Below are 12,503 nucleotides of genomic sequence, written 5' to 3'. Positions count from 1 at the left end.
TGTCTCCCTGTCTCCCTGTCTCCCTGTCTCCCTGTCTCCCTGTCTCCCTGTCTCCCTGTCTCCCTGTCTCCCTGTCTCCCTGTCTCCCTGTCTCCCTGTCTCCCTGTCTCCCTGTCTCCCTTCCCACCCGCTCGTCTTCAAACCATTTCCAGTCCGCAACGTACACGCGATGGTTATCCGCCGGTGTTAGCCTTACGCAAACGTGCACAACAGGCTTCGGCTTCGACGCCGAGAACTACGCAAACCGAGACAATCGCCACAAGAATCGCAACGGCCGCAGCGGTGGGCGGCCCAACGGGATTGTAGAAACCGAGTCGACCGAGAACAACAACAGTGGAGAAACCGAGTCCCACGATTAGCGATCCGCTAAGAAACGCTGACCACCAGAGGATGCGATGCCGACCCACAAAATACCAACGCGGGACACGGTACGCAAAGGTGACCGCGAGCGCGACCGTGGCAAAGCCGAGAAAGAACTTTGCGGAAGCCATTGGGTTACCAGTCGTTCGCTGGATTGCGGCTGGGATGCCCGCTTCGACCGCAGCGCCAATGTGAAGTCCAAGAGTTGTTCCGGGCAAGAACGCTAGCAGCGAGGCGGGAGCCCTGCTGACCGGTTCGCCGATGGAAATGTCAACGCAGCGAGTCGCAACGGGTAGGTACGGATTTACCAATGCACAATCGCTTTGCAGATGGACTTCAGTCGGATAACGTCGCCGATCCCCTAGCGGCAACCCAAGATTTTGTGCACACGAAAACACGTCGCCGCCGCTCGGGTGCACCACGCTGGTTCTTGCGATGGGCGTACGTGGCGGACGAATCGCCAATCGGACGGCGCTCAACGAACCTCAGGATAGCGACCGAAGGAGGCTCGAGCAACAAACGACAATGAAGAATCGGAAACACAGCGATCTAGCGGCGTGGCATTCCAGGCGTTATTAACAACCACAGATACACGCAGATGCACACAGATACGATTCTCGATCAACCACATCTGTGTCCATTTGGGTTAATCTGTGGTTTAATCCAACCACGCATCAGTCCGACAAGAAGCCCTGAACTATCAGAAAGTTCTAATGAAAGTGACGTTCGCCGGATACGATGTCACTGCTGACGTGAACTGGAAAAAACGTTCGAGACCTGAGCAACCATTTCGACCCCATTAGGATGTGCACGATCCCGCAAGAACGGTTGGGTTTTGCGGGCGGGGAGAGAAAAGGTGTCCATGTCAAATTCGGCCACAGGCCCCGCTCCGTGTGAATGCCATGGTTATCCCATGGTTTCATCTCGATTCAGTCAATTCCAGCAGTTCGGTGTCGTCGGAGCGTTCAAGCCCGAGGATTGCGACATAGGGGTCACCCGACAGACCAAGAGCTTCCGCAAACGCAGGCTCGGTTCTCAAACCGGATTGTTTCAATTCCATCACGGTTGATTTTAGGTCAGGAGATATTGCAAGCAATCGTTGTTCGATCCAGAAATGCCGTACGCCCCACTGCTGATTGGTCGGAATCGGTTGGCAGAAATCTCAAAGTCCCATTCAAACGCCTCGAACTGAACAACGGCGGATTCGAGGTTCTGAAAAGTTGCGAGACGAATCTGGAAGCGGTTCTGAGATTGAAAGTGGCGCGTCGCGAAATCTGTGAATCGTTCAAGATCATCACAATAGCAAGCGATGTCGATGTCGCTGTTGGCCACGTCAATCCCAAGCGGCGGAGTACCAATAACGATCGGGTCAAACGGGCGTAACCTCTCCAGCAGGTCAAGATTCGCAACTGCTTGAGCGTATGGAACTCGCATTCAGACGCGATGCCAATTGGGATAACGGTGGAATTCACCGAGCACGGGCGAACGATGTTGTGATGGCCAACAATCGCACCACCCGTGCTTCGGGCGAGTAGAACGGTGTCTCTCGGATGTTAGGATACGCTTTGTGTTCACGGTTTGCCACAGATTTCTCCTTGGGGTTTCACAATATTTGATCCTTGTCCAATTGATCACCGAACCCTTTCAGAACCGGACGGGCGCCGCCGGCGCATCCGGCTCCCAGACGACACCTCTCCCCTGAGCTCAGTTCGCATTATTCAATCGCGATCATGTTCACCACACGAGCACCCAGATTCGCGGAAATTCGCGTGATTCGTGGCCAACAATGCCCCCAATCGCTTGCTCGCCAATGCCGCCTATCATCGCGAATGAGCGCTGCATGATGGAATTGCCGAGGGACAATCGCGCCGCAACCAACGACTCAAGCTAACCGCGGAACCAGCGGCAATCGAAGACTTGTTGAACCATGTACACAAATCGATGCCCCCTGAGCCCAATAAAATCCTCCTCGCCTGATGCCCAAAAACAGGCAAAAAAATGGGTGACAAAAAGATGAAGATCGAAATACAGGGCAGACACCACTGCGCCTCAAAAACTTTTTCTGTCGCATCAATCTTTCTGTCTGCCATCCGCTTTTTTACCAGGAGTGCCAGAGCAACGATTCAGTCTGTGCCATGCTCACTCCTCACTCCTCACTCCTTACTCCCGCCCGGTCGCCATCAGACCATGTCCAATCCACAACATGTGCCCCATGGTTCCCCAGATTGCTGTATCGGGATATCGCTAACCACGGCGGTTGACGTGAATCCGACCATAGCGAGCACAACGACCGCCAGTAAATCCGTTTGCAGACTCAAAAACAAAGATAAAGCTTGCTGGCAAAATAATGTGGGGCAAGATAATAAATCAGAGCCAGCCAATCATTTTGCCATCTGATCAACCGCGTGAGCATTCGCGACAGCGACTTGACGGTTGTCTCACCGCCGCGTGACTCAACAGAAAACGCTCGACAGCTCATACCAGCTCCATCATGCATGAAGACCGCCTGAATCGCCGAAACGACCGCGATCAAGTCATCATCGCCAGCCGGCAAACAACACAGATCAGGTGACACGCTTGCCATTACCCACCAGCCCTGCCGCGCGCTCGCCTGCTTCGGATGGTTCTGGCTAAACGGCTGGAACAACGCAGGTGCCCCATTCTCGCCAGAGCCCAGAAGTGCACCCAAGCCCGGTGCCCGCAGCATCACTCTTGGCAGAGAAGACATGGAACCACAGACAAACTCAAATGGACGCAGACTTTTAAATGGATGAATCTGTGTTCATCCGCGTTCATCTGTGGTTGGCTAAGTTAATGAGCCGAGAACCCAGTGATCGACCACGCGGCAAGCCAGACTGAAGAACAGTCCGCCACTAGAGACAGGCACCGAACTCCGCGGGCAACACGCGATGCTGCCACGTCGATGGCCCACAACCCCATTCCGCCACGCCCGCTCTTCCGCCAGTTGTTGATGGGGTTTGCACAGGAGCAAACGGAGACAACAGAGATCCAGTCGGCAATCCCACCGTTGACTCCGTTCCCTCCAGCGAGCCGCTGCACGGACCACCGAGTGATCTATCGTCGCGGACCAGCGCAGGAAAAGGCGAGCTAAACGATGCAGCTTACGATCGTTCGAACCGTCATAAACGATGAGTCACCAGGAGTGCGGTCGCAGACGGTCTGCGCAGGTCGCGAAAAACGAGGCCCGCAGACGCATCGGCAGGCTCTCAGGAAACGCACAAAGCGGCCCAGTTGCTGGCTCGGGCTCGGCACCCCGAGCCATCTCCGCCATTATCATCAGTCCTGCGGTCACGCGACAAGAAAGCAAAACCCTTCGTAAATTCTCTGGGTGATCGCTGAATCTTCAAAGCGTTCCACCGGCCTTCTTGAACCAAGGCCTTGAACATCGGCTCCGCTCATGCCTCGCTCCGCGATATCAAAGCCTAAATTGTTATCCGGCTATTTGGGTTGGCGTTTCAGTTTTTCCCAACCCGTCAACCGTTCAAGATACAAGTATGATTCTACAAATGCACGATGTTGTTTGTCGCTCATTTTTTCGAGGAGTTCAAGTGCTGAAATATAGCTGGCAAGATTGCCATTTGAAGAGAGAAATTTTCCATCTTCAACGAAGCTGACCGTTCGATCGTCTTGGACAGTTAGGGCGGGGTATTTTTTCTGGAGTTCTTGACCGCCACCGATATACGTCACAATTTTTCGACCATCCGCGATTCCAGACTCGCCGATCAATTGAGAGCCCGCACAGTTGCTCATTGTAAACTCAGAGTTGACGTTCTGCTTTTTGATAAAGGTGACGATCTGGCCATTGCGAACGATGTTAGTCATGTCGTATGCGCTTGGCACGACCAATACTGTTAGTTTCGGGCAATCATCAAACGTGTAATCCGGAAGAATCCGCAACCCGCTTTCCGTGGCAACAGGCTGTATTGTCTCCGCCACGGTAACGACGTTGAACAACTTGGTGCCGTCTTCGCGTGGCTTGGAGAATACGTCGATAGGTGCAGTCACCTCGGTCATCAACACGTCATCAAACAGGATGACCCCGATTGTCGGTAGTTTCTCATCAAACGTCTTTCGGCGGGTATCCAAGTTAATAACGCAAGTTTGTGCTTGGGCGGACGGAGGCGTGTCTTGTGTCAGAGGAGCCGCAGTAGCGGCTTGTGGCACGTCGTTCGAGCCACAGCCAGAAGCAATAATGATGAGCAACGGAATCGAGATAATTGCGAGTGTCTTCATGTTGGGTTCCAGTGTGCGAATTTGCCGCATAACGGTAGAAATCACGGGGGACGGACGAAAGACTCGCAAGCAAACCAATCAACTTGACTCCCGTCCTCCCCTGTATTTCTTGGTTCGTCGATCCTCCAGGACGTGTGTTGCAACGCGTTTCATTTTCCAAACTCTCGATCAATCATCGTTGCGATCAATCTCTTCCTGCTGCCGGGAGGCCTTTTCGTACCACCGTGCAGCTTCACCGAAATCTTCAATATCGGCGAACGCACCTGCGACGACAGCATAGGCTCTCGCAAGTAACTCGGGATCGTCTTGTGCCTTTGCCTCACGAAATCGTTCTGTGAATTCCATCATCTTGTCGCTTACCCCTGGTAAAGCAAGGATTCGTCTTCCTTCACGGGTTGAGCATCCAAAAACCACGCCCGCCAGTTTGTCCCAGTCGCTCAGTTGTTCCGTGCCTCTTGCCCGCATATGCAAAGTGACTTCGGTTGTCTCACCAGAGGCTAACTCGATCCGAGTACGCCGTGACCCGAGATGAATCGGCAGTTCGTATGCATCGCTTAGAATCCACAGCGATCGTTTTCCCTCTGGCAATTCTAGCTTGGAGATTCCGTTCCGATCTGAGGTCGTGCGGAACGGATGTGGCAAGACATGGTCAGTACTGGATTCCCCACTTCGATATTTCAAGAAACGCTCGGTCTTAATGAGAGGGGCGCAATAAATCTGCGACCCACTGTTCCACCAACCGACGTTCGGGCATGATTCCACCTTGACTCCCGCAACTGGCTGGGATTCCTCATCAATTGTTTTCACAACGCATTCGACTAGTGGCACCATCTCAACTGTGATGGACGAGGTTTCGAGCGGATTAAAGACTTGCGGGCGAAGGTAGGGATCGTTTGCACGACCCTCGCATTCTGGCGGAGGCTCTCCCGAACGTGCAATGAATCCATCGCAAAGAGCAATCAATTGAATCTTTTCATTGGGTGGCCATCCCTCCACCGTGAAAGTTCCATCGGCTCGGATGGGCACCCAAGTGTGCCATTGGACTCGCATTCCGCTGGCATCGCTTGGTGGTAAGGTTTGAAGCTTAATTCTTCCTTCGCGGACAGGCCGCGGAACGTTCTCACTCAATACACCTTCGATAGGAACTACCTCGCTGAGCGGAACGTCCATGACGAACTTGCCTTCACGCGGGACCTCAAAATCAACGATGCGACTGAAGTGTGTCACGCGATCACCATCCATTTTGGCGACGAGCACACTGTGACTACCGGACTTCACTGGCGGTAACCGAAGACTCGATTCTGTTCGCGCCATTGTGTGCCCCCTCCCAGAACGAACATCGGACCAAAATGCATACAGGTTGCTCGTATCGGCCCGCTTGCCGCCGATCATCGGTCGTAATTCGATAGGAACGGCGTCATCAAGTATGACTTCATATGGTGACTCGTTTTCCAGAGGCACGTCAACGTGTATCGCATCTGGAAATGCATAGTCGCGATGGTCAACATGAATTGAGACTCCGATTGTGCGTGTCCCCTCATCCAAAAGCGTAAAACGAGGATATGCGATTGTCGCGTTTCCTTGCAGATCCGTGACGACTTCCTCTGGTGACACACCCGTCCGATCGTACTCGCCATTGGGCCACCAGTAATGCCCCTGGCCGCTTCGAATTGCCCAGGGTTCAACAATCGCATCGCAAACAGGCTCACCCCTTGAATTAAGAATGCGAACCGGTAGCGATTCCATCATCTGACTTCGCGTTTTCGTCTCTGCTTCGCCCTCGCCAACGCGGACAGGAGGTTCTGCAAAGCAAAGTTGAGCAACCACGACCGAAAACGCAGCTAAGTTTGTACAAGACATACGGTTGATCATCATTCATATTTCCATTGGCGAAAAAACGTTGGCCCTGCCCAGAATTCATCAAATTGGATACTTGGCCGACGAACGACCGCGATAACCGAGTCGCGGGAGTTGATGTTCCATTGCGAAAACGCCCGGCTACCGCGACGTCGGTTGATCGCATGGTTACCCGCTTTCGATGGTCTGCCCAATCGTCCAGACTTCGCATCCAACAAGGTCTTCAAGCTCGTTTGATAGGTATCCGTTTGTTGCTAGCCCAAAGAAATGTGGCGTGAAGTGACATTCAATCATCCCATCAATAATTGCGTGATCGCGCGCATTGTCGGCCTGTACAACCATTGCCGGTTCGCCATCGGGGTCGTACCGCCAAAGTCCGATGCCTTTCGATCTGCAAAACGCGATCGTGCCAGATGCGAAACCCGTTTTCGATACGATTGTACCCTTTGAATTTGCGCCTCCGATTTGTTGAAGCTTAGCAAAGAACTCTTCGGCATCATCGACCGGCACATTGTGATTGTAGTGTTTGCATTCGATGACCCAGTAGAGAAATGGATCCGACTCCTTAGGTCGCGTGACTTCGACAGACGCGTCAAATTCAATGTCTCGTTCGCGATCTCGAGAGTAGTATTTTGGTTTTTGGATGACACGGGCACAACTCGGATCTAGCCCGTGGTCACCGTCTTGTATCCCACGTTCAACGACGTTAGCAACTTCGAGTTCGTATTCGGCTGAATTCATCACGTGCTATTGCGGATAAAGAATCCATGTAAGTCCGAGGTTTGATGGGTGGGAGTCATTTGTTCAAAATAACTGGCGACTCGGACCCGTGATCTCGGCAGCGTGCGGCTGCCGGTCACATTCACTCCACCCACCAAACACAAGGATCAAAGGACACATGAAGATTCTCGCATTAGACCTCGGCAAATTCAACTCCGTCGCCTGCTTCTTCAACTCCAAAACCAGAAAACCCAAGTTCCTCACCACGCCCACCAACCGGGAACACATCGCCAGCATCTTCAAAAGTGCGAAAGCGGATCTCGTCGTCATGGAAGCGTGCGGCCCTTCGGGCTGGATCAATGACTTGGCGCAAAGTTTCGGACTGGAGACTCTTGTCTGCAGCACCAATGAGGAAGCTTGGCGGTGGGCCAACGTCAAACGCAAAACCGACCGTGACGACGCACTGAAACTCGCTCGCATGGCAGCCATGGGAGAACTCAAAGCCGTCCACACGCCATCGCCGCAGCACCGTGAGTTTCGCTCTCTGGTCAAATACCGCAAGACGCTTGACCAGAGAATCAACAAGACCAAAAACACCATCCGTGCGTGGTTCGTCAACCATGGAATCGAAATCGCTTCGGGAGAAAAAGCTTGGTACACCGGTCGCGAGAAAATCAACTCGTTTCGCAAGCCGCTGGTCGAATGTGATGCCGACGAACTCTGGAAAGGAGAACTCGATATTGAACTAACCATCCTCGACTCACTTACCGAGCAACTCGACGGAGTGGTCAAAAAGCTCGAGGCGATCGGCAAAACCGATGAGCGGGTTCGACGTGTGCAAACGATCCCCGGCGTTGGGCCTCGCACCGCCGAGATCCTCGTCGCTTGTATCGACGATCCTCATCGCTTCGACAACGGAAGACAAGTGTCCGCCTACTTCGGCCTGGTGCCTCGTCAATACCAATCGGGCGAGACCGATCGCAACGGACGTATCACAAAACGAGGCAATCCACTGGCGAGAACCATTCTGGTTGAGTGTGCCTGGGCATCGCTGCGTTACAACCCTTGGGCCAAGGGAGTCTACGAGCGAATCTGCGGCAAACAAAAGACTCGAAAAAAGAAAGCGGCGATCGCACTGGCTCGCAAGCTCGCCGTGATCGCTTGGGCGTTGCTCCGCGATGAGCGAGACTGGAACCCTGCACAGATGATTGCGGTGACAAAATCTTACGATGGAAAACTGCCAATCGACGAAGCGGAACTCGCGGCGATGCCCAAGAAGGAATGCCGTCACAAACGCAAACGCCGGTTGGCGAAAGAGGCCAAAGCATCGAAGGAAGCGAAATCCAGTCAAACGACGGGAAGGAAACAGGCCCTGGCAACAGAGAATCGCAGCACATCGTCAAACCAACCGTCGGCCGCCACACGATCAACGCGAACTCAACGCCCCACCAAGCGGACTAGCCAAACACGCAACCGACCACCGCGCGCAAGAAAGCCAGTAACCCCTGCCTGATGCACCGACATCGACGTAACGAATCGGCCTTGCTCGCTTTAATAAACCATTGAAAAAAACTACGGCCTGCAGGACAACCAGTATCGCGTAACGAATGCCTGGACATTGTCGTAACGAATCGGACCTGCTGGCCTTTTAACATACTCGACCACTTGACCTTTACTGACCCAATCACCCGCAAACATCTACAGGAGTCCGCAACACACGCCCTGCCCGAAACACCAAGGAACAGACCTACCCCAAGTACTGAGCACCGAACAAACCTGATGCGGAAGTGGTTCACTTTAGGCCCGATCGCCCTCGAGCGACCGGTAGAACCTTCCGACACATCGCCCTAAAGAATGTGCCGTACCGAAGGAAGTCGCTTGCTGCTCAGAAGAAGCCTCCAGGCAAGCGAATGCCAAGACACGCTGCTAGCCGAACCAAGAGGCTGGAACCGTGCACGGATAACTGAGGGGACGCCGCCGGCGTGAAGCACGCCGGCCCACCAGGACAAAGAGCGTTCACACCTCGAATAGTCGTTTAATCCAACTCCTTGATTGATTCGCCGGCAGAGCCGGAATTGACTGAATCGCAACTCGAGTCAACCGACGTGGCTGCCAGTGCCTTTCGCCTGCGTCATTTTTCGGTCGCCACTGACGGGCGAGCGACCGAAAAATGCCTCCGGCGACGGCACCTCACCACCACCCGCGGAAAAAAAATGAAATAAGACAAGAGAATTACCTCAACACCACTTGCCAACCTCGGACTTCATAGTCGGCACGGTTCACCGGGCGGCGGCCGAGAACCTATCCATCCAATTCGACCCGGACCCGCCGCTCCGAGTGAAACCGATTGTTATCTACTCCATGTACCTTTCACATGTGCGGATGAACCCAACAAGCCCCTGTTCGTGTAATTCCTGAACCGTATCGGTCTCATGATCCCAGTAGCAGATGGGACCAAAAGGAGCATCTACATCTGTGTTGCGACGATAGCCGAAGAATCCCCCCATGCCATCAGCGGCGAAGAAGAACAAATCCTGGCTATTGGGATAGAGTCCTCGGTAGTCGGGATCAGCCCATTCATCAAGTACCGACTGGAACGTGTAACCCTCGCGGGACTCGATGGAGAAGATGGAGACCATGTCCCCAACTGCGGCTCCATCCGTTTCGTCAAGGAGGTCGGAAAGCTCTCTGGGGATTGGGCCATTTCGCTCTTCGAATGTGGCCAGTGCAGACGGTGAGACCGGTGGATTGAATTCCGTATCTCCGTAGGTTGCCGTGATGAGATCTTTGTACTGCACTGAGCGCCTAGTGTTTGTAGATAACGTCCGCCATCAGCGGGCACGGCGGTTTGATGGTCAATTTGTAAACAAGCTGATGCCGTGCTCCGTTGAATGGCATGGTTCCCCGCTCTTCTGTGCATCGAAAGGGTCCGAAGTTTGCAGGGCTAATTCCGCTAGTTTGCCAACGGTTCGCAACTCAGCACACTAGCGTTCCAGCGTAACACGCTATTTCAACTTTCTGGTCGAGGTCTCACGGCAAATGTGTCTTGAAGTACCGATCGATAAAAGTCTTGGTTGAGTCAAAAAGGCTGCACTCAAGTGCCGGATGTACCGTGATGGTGGAGCGAATGAATGAAATCGCGTCAGCATTGGTCGCAAATGGAATGTGTGTTTCAGCGTTGCCATTTAAGATTCTGGCCCAGCGTCCGTCGTGTTGGTAGCAGACAATCCCCGTGTCTAATTCGCAAACGACGACAAAGGCGTGTGGGTCCATGAGTTCAGTCGGGGAACGGGAGCGATATGCGGGCGGCGGGAGTTGACGAACCACTTGATCCAAACGCCCCACCGCCGCTCCGTCATCATCGCATGGTTATTGGAGGATAGTTGGGGAACCGCCGAATGATTCTCCAGTTCGGCGAACGTTAAAGTGCCATTGTAGTTGAACGAAGTGAGTCAGAGCAACGAACGACCGAGCAAGCAATGCGACCGCGCACGTGTTCGACCGAGCAACCGTGTGTGACCGAGCAAGTGTGCGACCGAGCAAGGATTCGAGCATCCACATCGACCGCGCACCAATCGACCGAGCAACGACCGCGCCACATCCAATAACGACCGCGATAACCGAGTCGCGGCGATTGATTCTCCATTGTCAAAAACGACGACTCCGCGACTTCGGTTCATCGCATGGTTCGCCCATCAATTCAGCTCCAGTAGGTGTGGATCACGACCAAATTAGTGTCGTCGTCCACAGTCACCTCAGCGTGCATCGCGCCATTCCCTGGTTCGACATTGTAAACCCGTGATCGGCCGTTTACGACAGGTTTCAGATTGGAGGTTCCCGGTGAGCTGTTAAGCCATGAATCCAGGTCGTCGGGAGGCGCATTGAAACGAATGGTGAACTCACGAGTAAAAGGTCCCCCACGTGTCTCGACATGCAATCCGGTTGCAGTTTCCGGAAGTGGAGACATTCGTGCCCATTTCTGCGCGACCTCAAGCCCGTTCGCCGTCACGTGAGAGCGATACATGGCGTATCCAGAAGTGGCGACGCCAACAAACATGACAGCGAAGACAATAAGTGTTCTCGTCAATACGCGCCGTGCATTCACGAAGTGCGTTTCCTCTTTGGGCGAACGTCCAAGGTAACCGGGCGGCGGCCACCGGCGTGGATCTCAGAAAACGCGCCAACCGCCGCTCCGGTTGACCGCCTTGTTCGCCTACGATTCGTCGGTGGGTTCACGCCAGCCATTGTCAATCCATGGGATGTCTACTTTTGTGTCGATGCGCAGCCGAAGAATCAGTTGTGGGGCGTGATGCTGGATGTGGCGAATATTGTACACATGCAACTCAGCACGGGAAAAGTTTCGTCGGGCAAAACACGCCTCAGAACATAGGGTTTGCTCGGCTTCCTCCGCGATCGTTGCTGATGCCTTGTCACGGCAGAATTTGCCGTACATCTCGATCTGCTCGCGCGAGTACACCGATTTCGGCTCTTGATCTTTGAGTTGCTCGTAGTCGGAGAACAGGTCTCGGTTCTCCGTGTGAAACGTTTGCAGACGAAATGATTCCGCGTCATTGCCGAGGTAGTAGTCTGCGAAGAAGAGTGTATGGAATATGACCTGACTAAACGGATATCGTGCGACCAGGACATTCCAATGCGAGTCAGGGCACTCTTCGGCGCAATGCATGAGTGTGCAAAGACTGGCCTCGTATTGGTTCGCTATGAGTTGTCTGAACGCGGCATGCATCATGGCTGATTCAGTAGGCGAACGTCACCAATCACCCGTCGGCGACAAGAGATTATACATTTCAAAAACGCCCGACTTCGCCGCTCGGGGCGAGTAGACCGAGGTCTCTTTGGTTTAGGCTAAGCTTTGTGTTCCCTGTTTGCCACCGGTTTCCCTGATGGTGTCACAAGATTTTAACCCTGCCTCATTGACCCTCGGCCCCTCTCAGATCCGGACGTGCCGCGTTACAGCATCCGGCTCCCAGATTTCACCTACGTCCACAGTGAGCAACGAACTCGTTTGCCGACGTACCATGCTGAAATCGCTGGAATACGATCCACACAGGACACGATCGAGCAGATGACACTCGCTGTTCGTCCAAATAAACGCTGCGAAGTCGAGAACGCTACACCGCGATTCGCCACTGCGTGCGAACGATGGACTCTCAAAGTCGCGTAAAATCCTGACCGCCTTCCCTACACCGGCATTACCCGGCTTCTCGCTACCCAATTGGACTTTGGGCGGCTTCGGTACTATGCGGCCATCCGAATCCCTGAGAGTCATTTGCCTTCGTCGCTTATTCCACTTC

9 protein-coding genes and 1 pseudogene are annotated in these 12,503 nt (G+C 53.7%); 1 reads left to right on the top strand and 9 read right to left on the bottom strand.

Annotated elements, in window-relative coordinates:
• Positions 1 to 173 precede the first annotated feature (173 nt).
• From ABD971_RS02460 to ABD971_RS02435, 6 genes and pseudogenes are all read right to left on the bottom strand, one after another.
• The gene (locus ABD971_RS02460) at positions 174 to 839 is read right to left on the bottom strand and encodes a hypothetical protein (RefSeq protein ID WP_345319072.1); all 666 of its coding nucleotides are present in this window, start codon (positions 837 to 839) and stop codon (positions 174 to 176) included.
• Between the two features lie 440 nt (positions 840 to 1,279).
• A pseudogene (locus ABD971_RS02455) lies at positions 1,280 to 1,794 on the bottom strand (DUF4269 domain-containing protein).
• Positions 1,795 to 2,674: 880 nt separating this feature from the next.
• Positions 2,675 to 3,088: a hypothetical protein gene (locus ABD971_RS02450; RefSeq protein WP_345319070.1), complete on the bottom strand. Its 414-nt coding sequence runs from the start codon at positions 3,086 to 3,088 to the stop codon at positions 2,675 to 2,677.
• Positions 3,089 to 3,819: 731 nt separating this feature from the next.
• Positions 3,820 to 4,614: a DJ-1/PfpI family protein gene (locus ABD971_RS02445; protein ID WP_345319068.1), complete on the bottom strand. Its 795-nt coding sequence runs from the start codon at positions 4,612 to 4,614 to the stop codon at positions 3,820 to 3,822.
• Between the two features lie 168 nt (positions 4,615 to 4,782).
• Entirely contained in the window at positions 4,783 to 5,577 is a 795-nt protein-coding gene (locus ABD971_RS02440) for a hypothetical protein (protein WP_345319066.1), read from the bottom strand.
• A gap of 1,062 nt (positions 5,578 to 6,639) precedes the next feature.
• Positions 6,640 to 7,212, bottom strand: coding sequence for a restriction endonuclease (locus ABD971_RS02435; protein ID WP_345319074.1), 573 nt, complete (start codon positions 7,210 to 7,212; stop codon positions 6,640 to 6,642).
• A gap of 157 nt (positions 7,213 to 7,369) precedes the next feature.
• Between ABD971_RS02435 and ABD971_RS02430 the strand changes: the two genes are divergently transcribed.
• On the top strand, positions 7,370 to 8,704 hold the full coding sequence (locus ABD971_RS02430; protein ID WP_345319064.1) for an IS110 family RNA-guided transposase: 1,335 nt from the start codon (positions 7,370 to 7,372) through the stop codon (positions 8,702 to 8,704).
• An 841-nt stretch (positions 8,705 to 9,545) separates the two neighbouring features.
• Here ABD971_RS02430 and ABD971_RS02425 read toward each other — a convergent pair.
• From ABD971_RS02425 to ABD971_RS02415, 3 genes are all read right to left on the bottom strand, one after another.
• The gene (locus ABD971_RS02425; RefSeq protein ID WP_345319062.1) at positions 9,546 to 9,989 is read right to left on the bottom strand and encodes an SMI1/KNR4 family protein; all 444 of its coding nucleotides are present in this window, start codon (positions 9,987 to 9,989) and stop codon (positions 9,546 to 9,548) included.
• Positions 9,990 to 10,891: 902 nt separating this feature from the next.
• Positions 10,892 to 11,158, bottom strand: coding sequence for a hypothetical protein (locus ABD971_RS02420; protein ID WP_345319060.1), 267 nt, complete (start codon positions 11,156 to 11,158; stop codon positions 10,892 to 10,894).
• Positions 11,159 to 11,404: 246 nt separating this feature from the next.
• Complete coding sequence (locus ABD971_RS02415) at positions 11,405 to 11,938, bottom strand: hypothetical protein (protein WP_345319058.1); 534 nt, start codon at positions 11,936 to 11,938, stop codon at positions 11,405 to 11,407.
• Positions 11,939 to 12,503 lie beyond the last annotated feature (565 nt).

It is taken from the genome of Novipirellula rosea (assembly GCF_039541335.1).
Taxonomy (GTDB): Bacteria; Planctomycetota; Planctomycetia; order Pirellulales; family Pirellulaceae; genus Novipirellula; species Novipirellula rosea.
The sequence above is the reverse complement of the archived record's forward strand: the minus strand, read 5'-3'. Positions and strand labels throughout refer to the sequence as shown.

Coding starts and splice junctions, on each gene's coding strand:
- ABD971_RS02450 (WP_345319070.1), bottom strand. CDS start 3,088: ATGTCTTCTCTGCCAAGAGTGATGCTGCGGGCACCGGGCTTGGGTGCA.
- ABD971_RS02445 (WP_345319068.1), bottom strand. CDS start 4,614: ATGAAGACACTCGCAATTATCTCGATTCCGTTGCTCATCATTATTGCT.
- ABD971_RS02435 (WP_345319074.1), bottom strand. CDS start 7,212: ATGAATTCAGCCGAATACGAACTCGAAGTTGCTAACGTCGTTGAACGT.
- ABD971_RS02430 (WP_345319064.1), top strand. CDS start 7,370: ATGAAGATTCTCGCATTAGACCTCGGCAAATTCAACTCCGTCGCCTGC.
- ABD971_RS02420 (WP_345319060.1), bottom strand. CDS start 11,158: ATGTCTCCACTTCCGGAAACTGCAACCGGATTGCATGTCGAGACACGT.
- ABD971_RS02415 (WP_345319058.1), bottom strand. CDS start 11,938: ATGATGCATGCCGCGTTCAGACAACTCATAGCGAACCAATACGAGGCC.